Genomic DNA, 18,829 nt, shown 5'->3' with positions numbered 1-18,829 from the left:
GGGCTCGTTCAGTCGCGGACCTCGATGTGGTGTCGGTCGGTGGCCTCGGCCTGCTGGTTGAGCATGGTCAGCAGCTTGTCGCCCTCGACGTCAAGGTCCGGCAGCAGGCGGTCGAGCCAGCGGGGCAGCCACCATGCTCGTTCGCCGAAGAGGGCCATGAGCGCCGGGACGAGGGTCAGCCGGACGACGAAAGCGTCGATGAGGATGCCAGCGGCGAGAGCGAAGCCGATCTGCTTGATCATGATGTCGTGGCTGAAGATGAAGCCGGAGAACACCGCGACCATGATGATGGCGGCCGCGACGACGACCCGGCTGGCCTGGTCGAACCCATGGACGACGCTGTGTCGGGCCGGCTGGCCGTGGATGTGTGCCTCGCGCATCGAGGAGACCAGGAAGACCTCGTAGTCCATGGCGAGTCCGTAGAGGATGCCGGTCACGATGATCGGCATGAAGCTCATGAGTGGGCCGCCGGTGTCGAACCCGAAGAGGCCGCTGAGCCAGCCCCACTGGAAGACGGCGGTGGTGGCACCGAAGGTGGCCAGGATGCTGAGCAGGAAGCCGGCTGTGGCCTTGATCGGGACGACCACGGAGCGGAAGACGAGCATCAGGATCAGGACGGAGAGGACGATGATGATGCCGAGGTAGAGCGGAAGGACATCGGCGAGTTTGTCGGACATGTCGATGCCGATGGCGGTGAACCCGGTCACGCCCAGCCGCACCTGGTTGCTCTGGGCGATCGCGTTGCTGGGCTCGCGCAGCGACTTCACAAGATCGCTGGTGGCCTCGTCGCTGGGGCCGGAGGTGGGGATGACGCTGAACACGGCCAGGTCGCCGGCCTCGTTGACGCCGACGGGTGCGGCCAGCACGATGTCGTCTCGGTGTTGGAACTCGTCGGCCAGTTTCGCGGTCAGCTCGGGTGTGACGCGGCCTGCGGTGCCGGTGGGCTCCGCGGTGACCAGGAGCGGGCCGTTGAATCCCTCACCGAAGCCTTGGGAGACCGCCTCGTAGCTCTGTCGGGCGGCGGTGTCCTGGTTCGCGGTCGCACCAGTTGGGATGCCCAGGTTCATGCTGGCCGCGGGGATCGCCATCACGCCCAGGATCGCGACCACGCCGCCGATGACGGGCCACCGGAACCTGATGACACCCTTGACCCAGTGGTCAGCGACGCTGTGGGACTCCGCGTCCGCCTTGGCGTAGCGTCGGGCTCGGGCCTTGTCCGAGCAGATCCGCTCCCCGACCAGCCCTAACAGCGCGGGCAGCAGGGTCAGGGCGATGAGCACGGCCAGGGCCACCGTGGACGCCGCGACCAGGGCCATCGTGGAGAGCATCGCGATGTCGATGACGGTCAGCGCGGTCAGCGCGATGAGGACGGTCAGGCCGGCGAAGAAGACCGCGCTGCCTGCGGTGCCGACAGCTCTGCCTGCTGCCTCCTGTGCGGTGAGTCCCTGATCGAGAATCAGCCGTCGCTGCCGGTTGACAACGAATAGGGCGTAGTCGATGCCGACGGCGAGGCCGACCATGAGACCGAGCACGGGCGTGGCGGAGTTCATCTCGACGGCCGTGGAGAGCGCGTACGCGCCGCCCACGCCGATGCCGATGCCGACCAGCGCGGTGATCAGGGGCAGGCCGGCCGCGATCAGCGAGCCCAGGGTGAGCACCAGCACCAGGGCGGCGACGGCGAGACCGATCACTTCGCCAACACCGACCGGGATCTCGATGGCCTTGAGCGAGTCGCTCGGGAGAACGGTGATCCCCGTACCCTGCTCGGCACGCTCCACCACCTCGACCACCGAGCTGACGTCCTCAGGTGTCAATGAGGTGGAGGCGACCGTAAACTGGAACTGGAACAGCGCGACCTGCCCGTCCGAGGACACGAGCACGCCGGGCACCGGTGCCCCGTCCACCAGCAGCGGCTGGTAGGGAGGCGCCTGCCCGTGGTCCGGCCCGGCTGGCGGAGTGCCCGGTGCCTTCTCCTCGGGCGTGCCTGGGGTGCCCTCCTCCGAGGTACCCGTGGCGAGGTCAAGGGGATTGACGACCTTGTCGAGGTCATAGACGTCGCTGACGGTGCCGCTGATCACCGCGAGTCGCTCCGCCGTGTCGAGGCGCTCACCGTCGGGCGCGGTGAAGACCACACTGGCCTGCCCTCCCGAGGCGGCGGGGAGCTCATCGGCTACGCGGTCGAGCACAGTCTGGGCCTCGGTGCCCTCGATCTTCATCTCCGAGCTGACGCTCACCCCGTTGATGGCGACCGCACCGACGACCACTGCGAGGGCGGCGAGCCAGCCCGCAATGAACAGCCACGGCCTGCCGAACGCCGTTCGTCCGAGCCGGTACAAGAAAGTGGACATGAGGGACTGGTGCTCCTTGAGGGCAAAGAGGGGCGGTGTCTAGAAGGTCTAGAAGCCGTGGCGCAGGTAGTCGAAAGTGATGTCGAGGAACGAGCTGTAGTCCATCGACGCGGGGCTGGGGTCGTACTCGCCGCCGAGGTCCACATCAAGGGTTCCCTCTAGAGCGGCCATCACGGCGCCGTACACGGCACCGAACAACAGCGGCACGTAGACGGTGGGGTACCGGTCCCCCGCCACCGAGCCCAAGAGTTCCTGCGCGGTATGGCGCATGCGTTGCTGAACGCCCAGCACGTGGGGCTCCAGGGTCGGGTACCGCCGCGCCATCGCCATCAGCTCGCGCATCCTCACCAACGCGTCCGTGGTGAACTGCGTCTTCATCACAGCCAACAGGACGTCGAGCAGCGGCAGGTCAGCGGGAAGGCCGGCCAGGATCGCGCTGGCGTCGTCGACACCACCGAACGCGACCGAAGCGACCGCCTCCTCCTTGCAGGAGAAGTGGTTGCCGAAGGTCCGCCGCGAGTACCCCGCCCGCTCCACCACGTCCGCGGTGACAAACCCCGACAAGCCGCGCTCACGGGTCAGCTCGAACGCCGCCTTGGCCAGCGCCTCTCTCGTCGCCTCGCGCTTGAGGTCCCGCAACCCACGATCCACGCCCTCAGTATGCCCACCTCTGCCCAATGAGCAAAATTGCCCAATGTGCACATCGATGCTGGCCTCGGCGCAGTTGCTCCCAGGCAGCCGTCCGGCGACGGCGGGCCGCTGGCGTGACGGCACGACGGGCTTCGCAGCGGACGGCGAGGTCGGAGGCCCCCTGAGAATCGGAGGTGCCACTCGTCGCGGCATCCGGCTCAAGCAAGCCGCTGAGGCGCGTGGGGTTGAGGTGCTCGTTTCCTGCGCCTGCAGGATCCGTGGACGAGGCGGGTTTGAGTGCCGTCCGGCCTGCTGGGTTTCCCGTGGTGGACGAGGTAGTCGCTTGAACGCCCTGCGGGTGACAGGCAGCCACCATCGTTGCCATTCGTGTGCGGAATGTGGCCCGACTTGGGCCACGAAACCGGTCTGATAGTTGGCACGGTCTTCGACCTGGTCGGCGCCGGGCACACACCAGCGCGCCGCGCTCGCGATATCGCAGATTCCGGGCCCCGCCCTGGCTCGCCACGCTGTCGGCCTCGACAATCTGACCTCGGCAAGCCAGGACGATCTGGTGGCCGTGCTTCTCCCGGCCTCGCCCCGGCTCTGGCCACGCGAGAATGGCGGGCTGGTGCGCTCGCTGTCCCTCCACCGGTTATGGTTGGTACATGCAACCGCTTGGGTCGAAGGCCGACCTGGTCTCGGTGGAGTCCATCGAGCAGGAGCTGACTTTGTTGGTGCGGCGCGCCCAGAAGGTGCATCTGCGCGGGGGCCCGACCGAGCAGGTCGTGGAGAGGGCCGCCTACGGCATCCTTGCGTGGCTCCATGACACCGGCCCACTGCGGCCCAGTGCGCTGGCAGCACACTTCCACCTGGACGCCTCGACGATCAGCCGGCAGGTCGCCTCCCTGGAGCAGGCCGGCCTGATCACGCGGGAAGCCGACACCGAGGACCGACGCGCCTTCCGACTGCGACTCACCGAGCGCGGCCGAGACGTCCTGACCACGACCCGGGCGGAACGACGCGGTGTCGTCCGGAAGCTGCTGCAGTCGTGGTCGCCCGAGGACCTGGCGAACTTCGCTTCCCTGCTCGCCGCGTTCAACGCCGGCCTCGACAAGCATCTGGCCTCGGACCCGAACAGCACAGAACGGAGCCAGCGATGAGCACGCCGTCTTCCCCCGAAGCCGGTGCCCCTGGGGCACCCGGCGAACAGGTGATGCCGGGGCTGACGCACCGGCAGATCCTCACCGTCCTGGTGGGGCTCATGATGGGGATGCTGGTCGCCGCCCTGTCCCAGACGATCGTGGCCACGGCGCTGCCCACCATCGTCGGTGAGCTCGGCGGCCAGGACCAGCTGGCCTGGGTCGTCTCGGCCACCTTGTTGACCTCGACCGCCTCCACACCGATCTGGGGCAAGCTGTCGGACCTGTACGGCCGCAAGATCATGTTCCAGTCCGCGATCGGGATCTTCCTGGTCTCCTCCCTGGCCTCGGGGTTCGCCCAGAACATGGGGCAACTCGTCGGATTCCGGGCCGTGATGGGAATCGGCGTTGGTGGGCTGATGGCACTGTCCCAGGCGATCATCGGCGACGTCGTCAGCCCCCGCGAACGCGGCCGCTACCAGGGCTACATCGGCTCGGTCTTCGGCCTGGCCACCGTCGCCGGGCCACTGCTCGGTGGCTTCCTGGTCGAGCACCTCTCGTGGCGGTGGACCTTCTGGGTCGGAATCCCCATCGGCATCGCGGCCCTGGCGGTGACCGAACGTGTGCTGAAGCTGCCGTTCCCGCGCCGCAGGCATGCCATCGACTGGTTGGGGGCCTTCTTCATCGTCGCCGGGATCAGCGCCCTGCTGTTGATGCTCTCGCTCGGCGGCAAGGAGTTCGCCTGGAACTCGGGCTGGACCTACGGGCTGACCGCGGTGGCGGTGCTCATGCTCGCGCTCACCGTCTGGCAGGAGCGCCGGGCGGTCGAACCGATCATGCCCCCGCGACTGTTCGCCAACCACACCTTCGTCATCACCAGCCTGGCCGGTTTCGCGGTCGGGGTCGCCATGTTCGGCGCCATCATCTTCCTCCCGCAGTACCTGCAGATCGTCAAAGGCGAGTCACCCACCGCATCCGGCCTGCTGACGCTTCCCCTGATGGTCGGCCTGCTGGCCACGTCCATCGCCTCCGGACGCATGATCACCCACACCGGCCGCTACAAGATCTACCCCGTCGTCGGCCTGTTGGTCGCCGTCCTGGGGCTGACGCTGATGAGCCGGATGTCGGTGGACACCTCGCTGTGGCTGGCCGGGGTGTTCATGTTCATCACCGGCGCAGGCATCGGCATGGTGATGCAGGTCCTCGTGCTGGCGACCCAGAACGCCGTGCCCCACGCCGACCTCGGCGTCGCGACCTCCGGAGCCACCTTCTTCCGCTCCCTCGGCGGCGCGATGGGAGTCGCAGTCTTCGGCGCACTGCTCACCCACCGCCTCCGCGACACCATCCCCGCGCAGCTCAAGGCGGCCGGGGTCACCGCCGACCAGATGCCCGCCGGGACTGCCACCCAGGGCAGCCCCGAACAGATCGCGGCGCTGCCCGAGCCCATCCATCTCGCAGTCACCACCGGGTTCGCCGAGGCGCTGCAAACCACCTTCCTCGCCGCCGTACCGTTCGCGCTGCTCGGGTTCGTCACCCTGCTCTTCCTACGCGAAACCCCGCTGCGACAGACCCACGGACACACCTCCGCCGAGGACCTCGCCACCGCATTCGAAACCTCGGTCGACCCCGACGCGCATCTCACCGACCACGAGAACCGGCCCGGATCGGGCGAAGTCTCCAGGAAGGTTGGTCAGCCGGGTGACTGATGGACGGCCTCCGAGGGTCTGTCAAACAAATTTCGGACGGCGCCCCAGCCGCGGTCCTGCCGAGAGGCTGCGCTGGGAGCCGTGCTCAAGGGTGCTGGTGGGCGCGTCGGAAGTGGCTCGGTGAGGAGCCGGTCCATGCTTTGAAGGCGTGCGAGAAGTTGGTGACGTCGCTGTAGCCGAGTTCGGCGGCGACCTCACTGACCGACGTGGATCGGTCGAGCAGCCGTATCCGGGCACGGTCGAGCAGGGACTTCTGGAGGAGTTCGCGGAAGCTGGTTCCCTCCGCGGCGAGGCGGCGTTTCAGGGTGCTCGAGGAGATCGAGAACTCATCCGCGACTGACTGGATCGTCTTCACCCCTGGCCTGTCGTCCAACAGCTCCCGCACTCTGCGGGTGAAGTCCTGGGGGCCAGCCCGACGTTCGAGCGCCTGCTGGAGGTCAGTTATGGCGACTTCGTAGGCGAGTGGGTCGGGGAAGCGGCAGGCCGTGTGCAGCGTCCGTGCAGGGATATGCAGGTAGGACAAGGGGGCGTCGAAGACGAGCCGACCCCCTGGCCATGCCTCTCGAGACAGGACGCTCGGCTCCGGCCAGCGACTATGCATGGTCACCTCCGACGTGTCGCCGACCAGCAGGTCGATCAACCGCATGAGGGCCAGGCCGCAGTAGGTGACGACTAGACAGTCCAGGTCGGGTTCTCCTGCGTTCCCGGACAGCCGAATCGTCAGGTCCTCCGGCTGGCGATCGAACTGGGTGGTGACGGCCTTGGTGATAACCGGAAGATAGGTCAGCAGCTGCACGACCTCGGCGACGGTTCCTGCGCTGACCAGCGGCACGCTCATCGGCCCGAAGGACGTGAGCTGGGCCTGTTCCGCGCAGGCGATCCCCAGCCGGGTCGCCTGCTCGGCGTCGAGTTCGGGATAGACCTCGCGAAACCACCGCAGCGGTGCTTGCGCTTGGGTCTGAATCAGAGTCAGCTCGCCGGTTCCCTCGCGCGCCATGATGGCGCGGAACTCCTCCACGGCGTTCTGATCGATCGCTGAACTGCTCAGCAGTTGCACGAACACAAGAGATGGGACGCCTGGCTCGTCTCTCCACATGGCGATCCTCACGTGATCCGAACTCACAACAGGATGGCGCGGCTTCGACATGGCCTTGTCGGACGCCGACGACAATCATGAAGGAAGTGTCCGTCTTGTGGTCAAGAGTGGGGTAGTTGTCGATGGCAGTCGTTACTTTCGTGTCGCACGACGGGGAGAAGCACGAGGCGCCCCTCGAGGAGGGCTGCTCGCTGATGCAAGTCGCGACGAACAACGCCATTCCGGGCATCGATGGCGACTGCGGCGGAGAGGCCGCCTGCGGCACCTGCCACGTGATCGTGGATCCTGCCTGGGCCGACAAGGTCGGCCCGTCCGGTCCGGTGGAAGAGGAGATGCTGTCGATGAACCCCGAGCGACAGGCGACGTCTCGGCTGTCCTGCCAGATCAAGGCCTCCGAGTCATGGGATGGCCTGACCGTGCAACTGCCCGAATTCCAGATGTAGCAGGAGGTGTCGACGAGATGAAGATCCCTGAAGCAGTCAAGAGGAAGGTCGAGGCCGCCATCCCGCTGGATCGACAGGTCCAGGCCGCACACCTCTACGACAAGGGCCGACGCTGGCTGACCCGCACGAACGGGCAGAAGATGTTCGTCGAACGCCCGATCCCGCCGGTCGAAGAAGTCGCGCTCGAAGACATCGACCTCAGCAACCCGTTCCTCTACCGGCAGGGGCGCTGGGCCTCCTACTTCAAGCGCCTACGCGACGAGGCCCCGGTCCACTACCAGCCTCACAGTCCCTTCGGACCGTTCTGGTCGGTCACGCGTCACGCCGACATCATTGCGGTGGACAAGAACCACGAGGTCTTCTCCGCGGAACCTCTCATTGTCATCGGGGCGCCGCCGCGGTTCATGGACATCGCGATGTTTATTGCCATGGACCCGCCCAAGCACGACGTTCAGCGCCGCGCCGTCCAAGGGGTGGTGGCTCCGAAGAACCTCCGCGAGATGGAGGGCCTCATTCGCGAGCGCGTCAGGGACGTCCTGGACAACCTGCCCGTCAACGAACCCTTCGACTGGGTGAGCACCGTGTCGATCGAGCTCACCGCCCGCATGTTGGCGACGCTACTGGACTTCCCCTTCGAGCAGCGGCACAAGCTCGTCGAGTGGTCAAACCTGGCCACCTCGATGGAGCAGGCCAACGGAGGCCCCTCCGACAACGACGAGCTGTTCCGCGGCATGGTGGGCATGGCGCGTGGACTCAGCACATTGTGGCATGACAAGGCCGCCCGCCTCGCGGCCGGTGAAGAGCCCGGGTTCGACCTCATCACCATGCTGCAGAGTAATGAGAGCACCAAGGATCTGATCAAGCGTCCCATGGAGTTCGCCGGCAACCTGATCCTGCTCATCGTCGGGGGCAACGACACAACGCGCAACTCGATGAGTGGTGGCGTTCTCGCGCTGAACCAGTTCCCCGACCAGTTCGAGAAGCTCAAGGCCAATCCGGACCTGATCCCGAACATGGTCTCAGAGATCATCCGCTGGCAGACTCCGCTTGCCTACATGCGCCGGATCGCCAAGACCGACACCGTGCTCAACGGCCAGTTCATCCGTAAGGGTGATAAGGTGGTGATGTGGTATGCGTCCGGCAACCGCGATGAGACTGTGTTCGAGCGACCGGACGAGTTGATCATCGACCGGCCCAACGCCCGCAACCACATCGCTTTCGGGTTCGGCGTGCACCGGTGCATGGGCAACCGGTTGGCCGAGCTGCAGCTGCGGATCCTCTGGGAGGAGATCCTCCCGCGCTTCGAGAGGATCGATGTAGTCGGGGAGCCGGAATACGTCCAGTCCAACTTCGTTCGGGGCATCAGCAAGCTGATGGTCGAGCTCACCCCCAAGGGCGCCGGATGAGCTCAGCGCGCGCGGTGGTGGTGGGTGCCAGTCATGCCGGGGCGCAGCTGGTCACCAGCCTCCGCCAGGAGGGCTGGTCCGGTGAGATCGTGCTGGTCGGTGACGAGTCGGTGCTGCCCTACCAGCGACCTCCTCTGTCGAAGGCTTACCTCGCTGGCAAGTGCTCGCTGACGGAGTTGGCCATTCGCTCCCAGGACTTCTACCTCAAGCAGGGCATCGAGTGCCTGGACGCCTGCGTGGAGGAGATCGATCGTTCGGCTCGCCAGGTCCTGCTCAGCACGGGGGACAGACTGTCCTATGACGCCCTGGCTCTCTGCACCGGCGCACGCCCACGACGCCTGCGCGCCGCCGGCACCCAGCTCGATGGGGTGCACTACCTACGTCGGTCATCTGATGTGCAGCGGATCCGCGAGGACGCCATCCCCGGACGGCGTGCCGTCATCGTCGGTGGTGGCTACATCGGCCTGGAGACCGCCGCGTCGTTGCGCGCGCTGGGTCTTGACGTCACCGTGCTGGAGGCCGCAGACCGTGTCCTCGAGCGGGTGACCGCTCCTGAGGTGTCGGCATTCTTCACGCGCGTCCACCAACATGAGGGAGTCGACGTGCGGACGAGCGCATCGGTCGAGGCGCTGGTCGGTGACCACCGCGTCCGCGAGGCGGTCCTGGCGAGCGGCGAGCTTATGGCAGCCGATCTCGTGATCATCGGGGTCGGTATCGAGCCGACCACGGAACTGGCCGAGGCAGCCGGCCTGGCGGTGGACGACGGGATCTTGATCGACGCGCACGCGCGCAGCAATGATCCCACCATTGTGGCCGCCGGGGACTGCGCCTCGCAGGACATGCCACGCTACGGCCGACGGATCCGCCTGGAGTCGGTGCCGAGCGCGGTGGAGCAGGCGAAGGTGGCAGCGGCGACCATCTGTGGAACGGACAAGGAGGTCACGGCGCTCCCGTGGTTCTGGTCGGATCAGTATGACCTCAAGCTCCAGATCGCGGGACTCAACACGGGCTATGACGACATCGTCCTGAGCGGTGACCCGACCGCCGACCGCGATTTCACCTGCTACTACCTCCGGAAGGGCGAGCTGATAGCCGCTGACTGTGTCAACCGTCCCCGGGACTTCATGACCACCAAGCGCATGCTCGGCCAGGGGACCGCAGTCGATATGGCCGCCCTGACAGCAGAGGTTGCGGTGTGACGAAGGGGGCCGACCGCTGACCGTGGTCACCACCGAGGCACCGCCCAGTGCGGCGAACAAGGATGACTTGGATGTCGACAGCGTGGACGGCGATGGGGCTTCTGTCTAACATCCTGGGCGTCCGTGAATCGCGTCGGTTGCAGACGTGAGGCACGTCCCCAGAGACGCACGCGGTCCTGCATGGTGGCTGGTGTTGCTCGTTCGCAAACCGCTGCTGCTGGTGGCCAGGAGAGTGGACTGGCGCGGCACGGGACGCCTCGCCGAGACGGGAGGTGCGGTGCCGGCGGTCAGCCCTGTCTCCCGAACCGATCCGTTGTTCCCGGCGGAGATGATCCTGGACCAGAGGGCCGGACCCCCGGTCATAGCAAAGACGAGCCCGTTTCAGAGCAGAGCTGTCGGCTGGTGGTTTCGGCCGGCCGGCCACGTCGAGGTCGATCGTTCCAACAGCCGAGCTGGGCTCCGCGCTGCGGTCGAAGCCGTGGATCGCGCGCCCTCGTCGTCTACCCGAAAGGATCGATCACGAAGCGGCCGGAGGGAAGTCTGATGCCGCTCAAGGATCGGGTACTGTTCGCATCGCGCTGGAGACGAGACGTCAGCTCCATTGACTCCTGTTGCACAGTGGGGCGTGCAGACGATCGTGCCAGCCTACGAACGGAGGGTGGTGTTGGGCCGTCGTCGTCCGATCACGCTACTGGTCGGGGACCCGGTGCCATTCGAGTCGAGGACCTCCGAGAGTTGCCGACGACCACGGCAGTTGGTGCGGGATACTCGCGGGGCCTTGTCCAGTCGTACAGCGTCACGACCAGGGTTGCAGACGACCACGCACGGTAGCTTGATCTTGTCCAGATCGGTGACGGGAGTCGGTAGCGAGACAGAGATCGCTACCCTGTCTTTCATGCGGGCACACTCCATGCGTGAACGGTTCAGGGAGCACATGCGCTCGGCTGTCCTCGAGGCTGCCCACGACTTGATCATCGACCGCGGCTGGGACCGGGTGCGCATGGGGGAGGTGGCGGACCGAGCCGGGGTGTCGCGGGCAGCTCTCTACAAGGAGTTCGGTGACAAGGCCGGCCTCGGAGAAGCCGTCGTGCTTCGGGAAGCCTCACGCTTCCTGGAGGGCATCCAGGGGGCGCTGGAGGCGCACGTCGGCGATGCGAAGCGCGGCATCGCTGCAGCCGTCGACTACACCTTGGACGAGGCGGGGCGTAGCCCCCTGCTCAAGGCGGTGCTCATCTCCAACCGCGACCTGAATGGGGGGAGCCAAGCGTCCACGGGGATGCTCCCACTGCTCACAACTTCCGCGCGACTCCTCGACCTCGCCTCCGACACCCTGGCCGGATGGGTCGCGGAGAGTTACCCGAGTCTTCCCGAAAACGACGTCATCGACGCGGCCGACACCATGGTCCGCCTGACAGTCAGTCACCTGGCCCTGCCCAGATGGGACCGAACCGCGACAGCACGCAAGATCTCAGAGGTCGCGGTCCGGTTCCTCTCCCTCGAATCGTGACCTGCGCCGGATTGGCACGACGGGAGCAGTCTGAACTGAGCTCAGCGGCGTACTGCGTGTTCGTCTGCGCCCTGCTGCTGACGTAGCACCGTCTAGAGAACCTTGCCGGCGCTGTGCGGTGCAACTCGGCCACGAACTCGACCCGGGTAGGGCACTTGAAGTGGGCAAGCCGCTCCCGGGCGTACGCGATGAGCTCCTCGGCCGTCGTCTCGGCGGCGTTCTGGAGCGCCACGGTGGCCACTGGCGTCTCGCCCCAGTGGACGTCGGGGACGCCGACGACGGCCACTTCACGGACGGCCGGGTGCCGGTAGAGCTCCTGCTCGACGGTGTCTCCGACGGGCCCCAGCCAGGGTGCCGATCCGGGCGCCGTGTCCTTGAGCGTCTTCGGAGCCAGCACCGTCGCTGGCCTCAGCGCGGCCGTCCGCCGATCCATCCGTCGACGCAGCGCGCTTCTCCGCCGCGATCAGCGAGCTGGTCCTCGACGGTCTCGCGACACCTGGCAGTGGGACTGTCCGATAAGTTGATCAGATAGCCCCATCTGGAGTTCCTGGGCGGTGGAGACGCCGAGGGTACGGATCTTGCGGTACAGGGTGGCGCGGCCGATGCCCAAGATTCTCGCCGCTTGTGTCCGGTTGTTCCCGACGCTGGCTAGTGTTTCGATGATCAGTTCGCGCTCCGACTGCTCCATTACGGATAATTGTCGTTGGTGTGCACGTTTGAGCACCCAGGTCGGTAGGTGGTGCGGTTGGATCTCCTGGCCATGGCTGGCGTTGAGTGCGGCGGCAAGGGCGTCTCGTAACTCGGCGATGTTGCCCGGCCATGGGCTACGCATCAGGGCTTGTAGCGTTGGCAGGCTGCAGTGTGCGGTGGGTTGGCCGGCGAGTTCCGTGAGCAGGACCGACGTCAGGTCGGCGATGTCCTCGATGTGCTGGGCCAGCGGCGGCACCCACAGGTGGTGCGGGTAGGATGCGAGGGCTTGTTCGAGCCGCTCATGGGTGTGGGTCGTGGTTTGGGCGGTGACGATGAGTCGTCCGGTTGTCGATGCGGAGGCGGGATGGGGGCTCGTCGCCGCGAGGGCCCGCAGCTGCGCCTGCGCCTGTGTCGGAAGGTATTCGATTCGCCGTACGATGACGTTGTCGCCTTGCCCAAGGGTATCGTTGGTCCGGATGATCAGGTCCTTGGGTGCGGTCTCGGTGGGGTCGGCGGCGTTGAAAACGCGCAGTCCCCGGGCGGGGCTGGACAGTTCGTGCAGGTACTTGGCCAGGTAGAGCTTGCCTGTGCCCGGTTCGCCGGTGATCGCTACCGGATCGGGGAGCTGAGCCAGTTCCTGGATTCGCGTGGTGACGCGGCGCCACTGTGGGCTGCGTCCCGCTGGAGGTGTGCAGCCGGTGCCGGTGGGCGTCGCGGATGGGCGGTAGCCCGTGCTGAGGTGGCGAGGCCGGATCGGATCGAGGTACACCACGACCCCAGCGGGGTCGTGGGAGGCGGTCGTGACGGATTGGCACCGGACACGGTACCGCCCGTGCGTGAGGTCCACGCTTACTTCGGAGCGCTGGGTACGAGCCAACTGTGTGGACGCGTCCCAGAGTACCGCCTGGTCTTGGGGTGTGAGATTGCCGCTGGCGATGGGGTTGGTGAGGATCATGTTCGGGTTGAGGCCGAGTATGGCGCCTCGATGCAGACGGCGGGCACGGGTGAACGCCTCGACGAGGGCGACGTCGGCGGGGGACGACAGGTGGCTCAACCGGGTTTCGATGTGCTGTACCGATTCGGAGAGCAGAGCGGGGATGAGCGGGTTGTAGTCGTCAGCGAGGCAGGTGATGTCGAGAACTCCCTCGACGGCTCGGGTGACCGGGTTGTGGATGGGGACCCCAACGCACGACAGGTGGCGTAGGAAGTCCGCGTAGTGTTCTTCGCCGCGAACCGCGACCGTTCGAGCTTCCTCCAGGACTGTGCCTAACCCGTTAGTGCCGGCGTACTCCTCCGCGAAGGCGAACCCGGGGGCCGCGTATGCGTTGTCCAATGCACTGTACAGCGGCTTCTCGCCAACCCAGCGCCGCACGATCCTCGCCTGCCGGTCGGCGAGCAGGATGCTGGTGGAGGTGTCGGCCAGGGAACTGGCGAGACGTTCTACCACCGGCGTGGCCGCCTTCAGCAGTCGGCTGTCACTGTCGAAGTCCGGATCGTAGGGTAGTTCAGCCTTCTTGTCAGGGGCTATTCCGCAGGCTGCGGACCGGCGCCATGACAGCGCGATCTCGGCACGTACGGACAGCTGTGGGGACTCGCGGCGTGCCTCAGGTGTGGCCGTCCCGCCTGAGGCACGGCCACCGAGTGTGACTGAGGTGGGCTCCATTGCCTGCACTCCATCGTCCACGGGGGTGTGACGTGATGGTCCAACCAGAGTAGCGCGGAATCCCGTTGGCCCGATTGTCTCACTTTGAGACACAGGTCACCTTTGCTTGACGCGGCTTGAGTGGGCTCCGCCCAGAAGTCGTTGACCTGAACCTTCGGCCATCATGTGCCCGACACGCTGCGAAAACGCGCGGTCGATCCCTCGGCCAGACGCGAGGCAGGGTCGTCGTCTCACATTGATACGGCGTGCTCGTCCGCGTGGCGGGTAACAATCTGTTTCCACAGGTGAAACCTCGGCCAAACTCGCGAGATCGGACGAATGGAGTGTTTGTGGCTGATTCGAAGTGTGATTTGCGGTCTATCCTGCTCCCCGCGTCCGATTTGGAAAGTTCATTGGCCTTTTATCGAGATGGGTTGGGGCTCGGTGTCCGGATGCGGGATCGGGACGACTATGCCGAACTCTCCGCCGGGTCGATAAAGCTCGCCTTGGCGACTCCGGCTGACCATCCGGTGCCGGAGTCGGCGTTGCCGGTGTTCCGGAGCGACGACGTCTCGGTTGCGGTGTCCCGACTGCTGGCGGCCGGTGCGACGGTGTTGTCCGGGCCGGTTGAGGGGGCGCACGAGATTCGGGCGGTATTGCGGGACCCCAGCGGGAACCCTTTCGTGGTCTACCGAAGCCGGGCTTGACCAGTTAACCGATGTGAGGAGTAAGTCTTATGAAGGAGATTTTGTTCTACCTGCCGGCCGTGGGCAGTTATGACCAGATGAAGAAGGGCTTCGCTGGGGTCAACGACAAGAACTACCAGAACATGCTCTTCCAGATCACCAAGCAGGCGCAACTGGCTGACGATCTCGGGTACTGGGGCGTCGCGTTTACGGAGCACCATTTCCACATCGAAGGCTTCGAGGAGTCGAACAACCCGATCCTGCTCGATCTGTACATCGCGATGCAGACACAGCGGATCAAGGTCGGGCAGATGGCGAACGTGCTGCCGTTCCAGAATCCGATTCGGCTGGCCGAGGACCTCGCGATGCTCGACCAGATGACGCGCGGACGCTCCTTCGTCGGGATCGCCAGGGGGTATCAGAAGCGGTGGGCGGACGTGCTCGGGCAGACGTACCACGTCGGCGCCACGTCCTCCGACAAGTCGGAACGCGATGTGGCCAACCGCAAGCGGTTCAACGAGCACTGGGAGATCATGAAGGCGCTGTGGAGCGAGCGCACGACGTCTCTGAAAACCGAGAACTGGCAGGTTCCGCCGCCGGGAATCGATTTCAATCACGAAGCGGTGAATAATTTTGGCGGTGGCCAGGACGATCAGGGCGTGATCACCGAGGTCGGTATCGCCCCGAAGCCGTACCAGAAGCCGTGGCCGCAGGTGTTCCAGCCGTTCAGCTTCAGCGAGGAGTCCTTCCGGTTCTGCGCCCGCGAGGGCATCGTCCCGATCGTGATGAACACCAATGACGAGGTCATTTCTCGGTTGCTGGACGTGTATCAGGAGGAGGCCGAGGCGGCGGGTCGCGGAGCGCTCAAGCGCGGGGAGGGGGTGGGCATCTTCCGCGACGTGCTGGTGTCACGAGACGCCGATGAGGCCCATTACTGGGCCCGACGCGGTAATGGTTTCATCTTCCCAAACTGGTTCGGGCCGATGGGCTTTGCCGAGGTGATGCGGAATCCCGGCGAGACCGGCCAGATCGGGGCCGACTACGACACCCTGTGTGAGCGTGGTTTCGAGTTCGTCGGTACGCCTGACGACATCAACCGCCAGATCGAGAAGTTGGTGTCGCAGCACGACCCCGAGTATCTGCTGCAGTGGCAATACCCCGGCCCGGTGCCGCACGACGTGCAGATGCGCAGCATCGAGCTGTGGGCCTCCGAGATCGCTCCGAACTGGCTGTGAGGCACGTGACCGCCGCGGCCGGACCATTCCCCTCGCCGACCGGCCGCGGCGGCGGATCCCTCTGTCACAACAGGAGGCACTGATGAGCAGCCGCGTTCTACCGATAGATGTGGTGCGGGTTCCGCCCGGTCTGGAACCGCTCCGGGCCGAAGTACGTACGTTTCTCGATTCCGAGATCCGGCGAGGTGCGTTCACCCCACAATGTGACTCCTGGTTGACCGGCTGGGACGAGCCGTTCTCCCGGCGGCTGGCCGAGCACGGGTGGATTGGCATGACCATTCCGCGCCGGTACGGCGGGCAGGGACGGACGGTGCTGGATCGGCAGGTGGTACTTGAAGAGCTCCTCGCCGTGGGGGCCCCGGTGGCGGCGCACTGGATCGCTGACCGCCAGACAGCGCCCTCGCTGCTGCGCTACGGCAGCGAACAGCAGCGGGCGGAGTTCCTGCCTGAGATCGCGGCGGGACGCTGTTACTTCGCCATCGGCATGAGCGAACCTGACAGCGGCTCCGACCTGGCTTCCGTGCGGACACGAGCGGTCCGAGTGGCTGGCGGTTGGCGGCTGACCGGGACGAAGGTGTGGACCAGCGGAGCACATCGGGCGCAGTGGTTCTTCGTGCTCGCCAGAAGCGCACCGGATACCGGAGATCGGCACGCCGGGCTGAGCCAGTTCATCGTGAACCTGCGTGCCGAGGGTGTCACCGTACGGCCGGTCCGGCTGCTCACCGGTGAGCACGAGTTCAACGAGGTACAGCTGGACGGAGTGTTCGTCCCGGATCGGTACGTGCTGGGTGAGATCGGCAGCGGTTGGGGCCAGGTCACCTCTGAGCTGGGTTATGAACGCAGCGGACCGGAACGCCTGCTCACCACCTTCCCCCTGCTCGCCGCGCTCGTCTCCGAGGTACGCCGACGCGCGGACCGAGACCCGGCGGCGGTCGCCGAGATCGGCGCGCTCACGTCCCGCCTGCTCACCCTGCGGCAGTTGTCGTTGTCTGTCGCCGGAATGCTCGCGGCGGGCAAACCCGCCGACGTGGCCGCCGCGCTGGTCAAGGATCTGGGCACCCGGTTCGAACAGGAGGTGGCCGAGCGGGCGCGGATGCTCGCCGACGAGATGCCGGATCCGGACGCGGCGCTGGGCACGTTCACCGGCCACCTTGTTCGCGGTCTGCTTCATTCCCCCGGATACACCCTGCGCGGTGGCACCAACGAGGTGCTGCGCGGGGTCGTCGCCAAGGCGTTGGAGCGCGCATGAACGAGGAGTTGCACGCGATCGCGGCGACCGCGGCTCAGATCTGCTCGGAGTGGACGCCGGAGGCCGCGGCCCGGTACTCAGGCGGGTGGGCTGACGAGGTATGGGACTCCTTGACAAAGGCGGAGTTCACCGTGCTGCCGGTGCCCGAGTCCTCTGGTGGGGCCGGGGCGGGGCTGGCCGAGGCCGCCGTCGTGGTGCACGAGATCGGACGCGCCGCGGTGCCGGTGCCATTGGCGGAGACGGCGCTGTTGGCAGGGTGGCTACTGGCCGCGGCCAGCCGGACGGTTCCGACCGGTCCGCTGACCGCGTCGGCGACCACGGACATGGCAGTCGACCGATGCCCCGGGGGGTACCGGTTGACGGGGAAACTGTCCAGGGTTCCCTACGGCCACCTGGCCGAGCGGGTCGCGGTGCTGCTTGACCGTGCCGAGCCGCTGGTGGCGATCCTGGACTCGCCGAGGGAAGCGTGGGAACGTGGCCGTAACCTGGCCGGAGAGCCCCGGGATACTTTGCTGCTGCAGGACACTTTCGTGCCGGGCGAGGACGTCACCGAAGTGGACGCCACGATCTCCGGCAGGGCATTTCGGGTTCGCGGTGCGCTTGGCCGGGCACTGCTGCTCAGCGGGGCCATGGAAGCCGCACTCGATTCGACGATCACCTACGCCGGGCAGCGGGAGCAGTTCGGCCGCCCGATTTCCCGGTTCCAGGCCGTCAGCCATCACCTCGCGGCGATGGCTGAGGAGGCGGCGGCCAGCACCACGGTCGCGATGTCGGCCGCCACAGCTGGTCAGCAACCGGACTGGATCCTCACGGCAGCGGCCAAGGCGCAGGCCGGTCGTGCCGCGGGCGTGGTGGCGCGACTGGCCCATCAGGTACACGGCGCGCTTGGCTTCACCGACGAGCATCCGTTGCGGCTGATCACCACCCGCTTGTGGTCATGGCGCGACGAGTTCGGCAATGAGCGGTTCTGGGAGCGGGAACTCGGCGCGGCTGCCTGCGCCGCACCAGATCTGTGGACGCTTGTGACCGACCCGGCGGAGGTGCGCGCAAATGGCTGACCTGGAGTACTCCCGGGCTGACGCGGTCGCCACCATTCTGCTCAACCGCCCCGAGCGGAAGAACGCCTTCACCCTTCAGATGGTGCGTCACTGGGCGGACGCGCTGCACGAGGCGGCCAAGGACGATCAGGTGCGGGCGGTCGTGGTGCGCGGTGCAGGCGGCGCGTTCTGCTCCGGTATCGACCTCGACGAGTTGACCTCCGTGGATCCGGCGCCGCTGTCGCGTCGGCGGATGCTCACCGACGAGGTACACCGGGTGGCACGCGCCCTGGAGGACCTGGACAAACCGGTGATCGCGGCGGTACAGGGGACCGCGGTGGGCGCCGGTCTGGACATGGCGCTGATGTGCGACATCCGTCTGGTCGGCGAGTCGGCCCGGTTGAGCGAAGGCTACATTCACGCGGGCCTCATCCCAGGCGATGGTGGCTGCCTGTGGCTTCCCCGGCTGGTCGGCGTTGCCCGCGCACTCGAACTCCTGCTCACCGGCGACGTGGTAGACGGCCCGAGGGCGGAGCGAATCGGACTCGCCAACCACTGCTACCCCGACGGCGAATTGCTCACCCGCACCTACGAGCTGGCCGCCCGCCTCGCGGCACTGCCCCCGGTGGCGGTCGGCTTCATCAAGCGTGCGACATACGAGTCGTTGCACCTGGACGCGCGAACGCACTTGAACATGATCGCCTCACACATGGCCGTCGTGCAATCCACGGAGGACTCGGCCGCGACGTTGGCGGCGCTGCGCGCCAAGCGGAAAACAGGTGTCAAACGATCCGAGCCCAAACTCCCAGAGTGAAA

General features: G+C 66.4%; 17 protein-coding genes. 12 read left to right on the top strand and 5 right to left on the bottom strand.

The window, feature by feature from the left end:
• Positions 1-8: 8 nt before the first annotated feature.
• Together BA062_RS26795 and BA062_RS26790 are read right to left on the bottom strand one after the other, a co-directional pair.
• Positions 9-2,348, bottom strand: a complete 2,340-nt coding sequence (locus BA062_RS26795) for an MMPL family transporter (RefSeq protein ID WP_110341395.1) — start codon at positions 2,346-2,348, stop codon at positions 9-11.
• 48 nt (positions 2,349-2,396) lie between these two features.
• Complete coding sequence (locus tag BA062_RS26790; RefSeq protein ID WP_199542772.1) at positions 2,397-2,999, bottom strand: TetR/AcrR family transcriptional regulator; 603 nt, start codon at positions 2,997-2,999, stop codon at positions 2,397-2,399.
• Between the two features lie 412 nt (positions 3,000-3,411).
• On the opposite strand from BA062_RS26790, the gene BA062_RS41430 reads away from it, so the two are divergent.
• The 3 genes from BA062_RS41430 to BA062_RS26780 are packed head-to-tail and all read left to right on the top strand — an operon-like array spanning position 3,412 to position 5,823.
• Complete coding sequence (locus tag BA062_RS41430; protein WP_158559812.1) at positions 3,412-3,804, top strand: TetR/AcrR family transcriptional regulator; 393 nt, start codon at positions 3,412-3,414, stop codon at positions 3,802-3,804.
• A complete protein-coding gene (locus BA062_RS26785) occupies positions 3,689-4,138 on the top strand; it encodes a MarR family winged helix-turn-helix transcriptional regulator (RefSeq protein ID WP_425452953.1) in 450 nt (149 codons plus the stop codon). Before BA062_RS41430 ends, BA062_RS26785 begins: the two co-directional genes overlap by 116 nt.
• Positions 4,135-5,823 carry an MDR family MFS transporter gene (locus tag BA062_RS26780; RefSeq protein ID WP_110341391.1) on the top strand — a complete coding sequence of 563 codons (1,689 nt, stop codon included), beginning with the start codon at positions 4,135-4,137 and terminating at the stop codon, positions 5,821-5,823. Before BA062_RS26785 ends, BA062_RS26780 begins: the two co-directional genes overlap by 4 nt.
• Before the next feature lie 85 nt (positions 5,824-5,908).
• Here BA062_RS26780 and BA062_RS26775 read toward each other — a convergent pair whose 3' ends face one another.
• The gene (locus BA062_RS26775) at positions 5,909-6,880 is read right to left on the bottom strand and encodes an AraC family transcriptional regulator (protein WP_233520115.1); all 972 of its coding nucleotides are present in this window, start codon (positions 6,878-6,880) and stop codon (positions 5,909-5,911) included.
• Positions 6,881-7,041: 161 nt separating this feature from the next.
• Between BA062_RS26775 and BA062_RS26770 the strand changes: the two genes are divergently transcribed.
• From BA062_RS26770 to BA062_RS26755, 4 genes are all read left to right on the top strand, one after another.
• Positions 7,042-7,362 (top strand): 2Fe-2S iron-sulfur cluster-binding protein, encoded by a 321-nt coding sequence (locus BA062_RS26770; protein ID WP_110341590.1) that lies wholly within the window; start codon positions 7,042-7,044, stop codon positions 7,360-7,362.
• A gap of 17 nt (positions 7,363-7,379) precedes the next feature.
• Positions 7,380-8,768: a cytochrome P450 gene (locus BA062_RS26765; RefSeq protein WP_110341387.1), complete on the top strand. Its 1,389-nt coding sequence runs from the start codon at positions 7,380-7,382 to the stop codon at positions 8,766-8,768.
• Positions 8,765-9,967: an NAD(P)/FAD-dependent oxidoreductase gene (locus BA062_RS26760; protein ID WP_110341385.1), complete on the top strand. Its 1,203-nt coding sequence runs from the start codon at positions 8,765-8,767 to the stop codon at positions 9,965-9,967. The genes BA062_RS26765 and BA062_RS26760 overlap by 4 nt, the downstream gene beginning before the upstream one ends.
• Positions 9,968-10,862: 895 nt before the next feature.
• Positions 10,863-11,474, top strand: a complete 612-nt coding sequence (locus BA062_RS26755) for a TetR/AcrR family transcriptional regulator (RefSeq protein ID WP_009156875.1) — start codon at positions 10,863-10,865, stop codon at positions 11,472-11,474.
• On the opposite strand, the gene BA062_RS26750 is transcribed toward BA062_RS26755, so the two are convergent.
• Both BA062_RS26750 and BA062_RS26745 read right to left on the bottom strand, forming a co-directional pair.
• On the bottom strand, positions 11,383-11,907 hold the full coding sequence (locus BA062_RS26750) for an AMP-binding enzyme (protein WP_110341383.1): 525 nt from the start codon (positions 11,905-11,907) through the stop codon (positions 11,383-11,385). The genes BA062_RS26755 and BA062_RS26750 overlap by 92 nt on opposite strands.
• Positions 11,908-11,937: 30 nt before the next feature.
• Entirely contained in the window at positions 11,938-13,827 is a 1,890-nt protein-coding gene (locus tag BA062_RS26745; protein ID WP_110341381.1) for a sigma-54-dependent Fis family transcriptional regulator, read from the bottom strand.
• A 329-nt stretch (positions 13,828-14,156) separates the two neighbouring features.
• Between BA062_RS26745 and BA062_RS26740 the strand changes: the two genes are divergently transcribed.
• From BA062_RS26740 to BA062_RS26720, 5 genes are all read left to right on the top strand, one after another.
• Positions 14,157-14,513, top strand: a complete 357-nt coding sequence (locus tag BA062_RS26740) for a VOC family protein (RefSeq protein ID WP_199542770.1) — start codon at positions 14,157-14,159, stop codon at positions 14,511-14,513.
• 29 nt (positions 14,514-14,542) lie between these two features.
• Positions 14,543-15,727 carry an LLM class flavin-dependent oxidoreductase gene (locus tag BA062_RS26735; protein WP_110341379.1) on the top strand — a complete coding sequence of 395 codons (1,185 nt, stop codon included), beginning with the start codon at positions 14,543-14,545 and terminating at the stop codon, positions 15,725-15,727.
• Between the two features lie 82 nt (positions 15,728-15,809).
• Complete coding sequence (locus tag BA062_RS26730) at positions 15,810-16,976, top strand: acyl-CoA dehydrogenase family protein (protein ID WP_110341377.1); 1,167 nt, start codon at positions 15,810-15,812, stop codon at positions 16,974-16,976.
• Positions 16,973-18,034: an acyl-CoA dehydrogenase family protein gene (locus BA062_RS26725; protein ID WP_110341375.1), complete on the top strand. Its 1,062-nt coding sequence runs from the start codon at positions 16,973-16,975 to the stop codon at positions 18,032-18,034. The genes BA062_RS26730 and BA062_RS26725 overlap by 4 nt, the downstream gene beginning before the upstream one ends.
• Positions 18,027-18,827 (top strand): enoyl-CoA hydratase/isomerase family protein, encoded by an 801-nt coding sequence (locus BA062_RS26720; protein WP_110341373.1) that lies wholly within the window; start codon positions 18,027-18,029, stop codon positions 18,825-18,827. The genes BA062_RS26725 and BA062_RS26720 overlap by 8 nt, the downstream gene beginning before the upstream one ends.
• The last annotated feature ends 2 nt before the right edge of the window (positions 18,828-18,829 follow it).

The sequence above is a fragment of the Prauserella flavalba genome, from assembly GCF_003202235.1.
Lineage (GTDB): Bacteria > Actinomycetota > Actinomycetes > Mycobacteriales > Pseudonocardiaceae > Prauserella_A > Prauserella_A flavalba.
The sequence above is the reverse complement of the archived record's forward strand: the minus strand, read 5'-3'. Positions and strand labels throughout refer to the sequence as shown.

What these genes read in the sequence shown, in the direction of transcription:
- BA062_RS26795 (WP_110341395.1), bottom strand. Translation starts at nt 2,348, where the DNA reads ATGTCCACTTTCTTGTACCGGCTCGGACGAACGGCGTTCGGCAGGCCG.
- BA062_RS26780 (WP_110341391.1), top strand. Translation starts at nt 4,135, where the DNA reads ATGAGCACGCCGTCTTCCCCCGAAGCCGGTGCCCCTGGGGCACCCGGC.
- BA062_RS26770 (WP_110341590.1), top strand. Translation starts at nt 7,042, where the DNA reads ATGGCAGTCGTTACTTTCGTGTCGCACGACGGGGAGAAGCACGAGGCG.
- BA062_RS26765 (WP_110341387.1), top strand. Translation starts at nt 7,380, where the DNA reads ATGAAGATCCCTGAAGCAGTCAAGAGGAAGGTCGAGGCCGCCATCCCG.
- BA062_RS26760 (WP_110341385.1), top strand. Translation starts at nt 8,765, where the DNA reads ATGAGCTCAGCGCGCGCGGTGGTGGTGGGTGCCAGTCATGCCGGGGCG.
- BA062_RS26755 (WP_009156875.1), top strand. Translation starts at nt 10,863, where the DNA reads ATGCGGGCACACTCCATGCGTGAACGGTTCAGGGAGCACATGCGCTCG.
- BA062_RS26750 (WP_110341383.1), bottom strand. Translation starts at nt 11,907, where the DNA reads ATGGATCGGCGGACGGCCGCGCTGAGGCCAGCGACGGTGCTGGCTCCG.
- BA062_RS26745 (WP_110341381.1), bottom strand. Translation starts at nt 13,827, where the DNA reads ATGGAGCCCACCTCAGTCACACTCGGTGGCCGTGCCTCAGGCGGGACG.
- BA062_RS26735 (WP_110341379.1), top strand. Translation starts at nt 14,543, where the DNA reads ATGAAGGAGATTTTGTTCTACCTGCCGGCCGTGGGCAGTTATGACCAG.
- BA062_RS26730 (WP_110341377.1), top strand. Translation starts at nt 15,810, where the DNA reads ATGAGCAGCCGCGTTCTACCGATAGATGTGGTGCGGGTTCCGCCCGGT.
- BA062_RS26725 (WP_110341375.1), top strand. Translation starts at nt 16,973, where the DNA reads ATGAACGAGGAGTTGCACGCGATCGCGGCGACCGCGGCTCAGATCTGC.
- BA062_RS26720 (WP_110341373.1), top strand. Translation starts at nt 18,027, where the DNA reads ATGGCTGACCTGGAGTACTCCCGGGCTGACGCGGTCGCCACCATTCTG.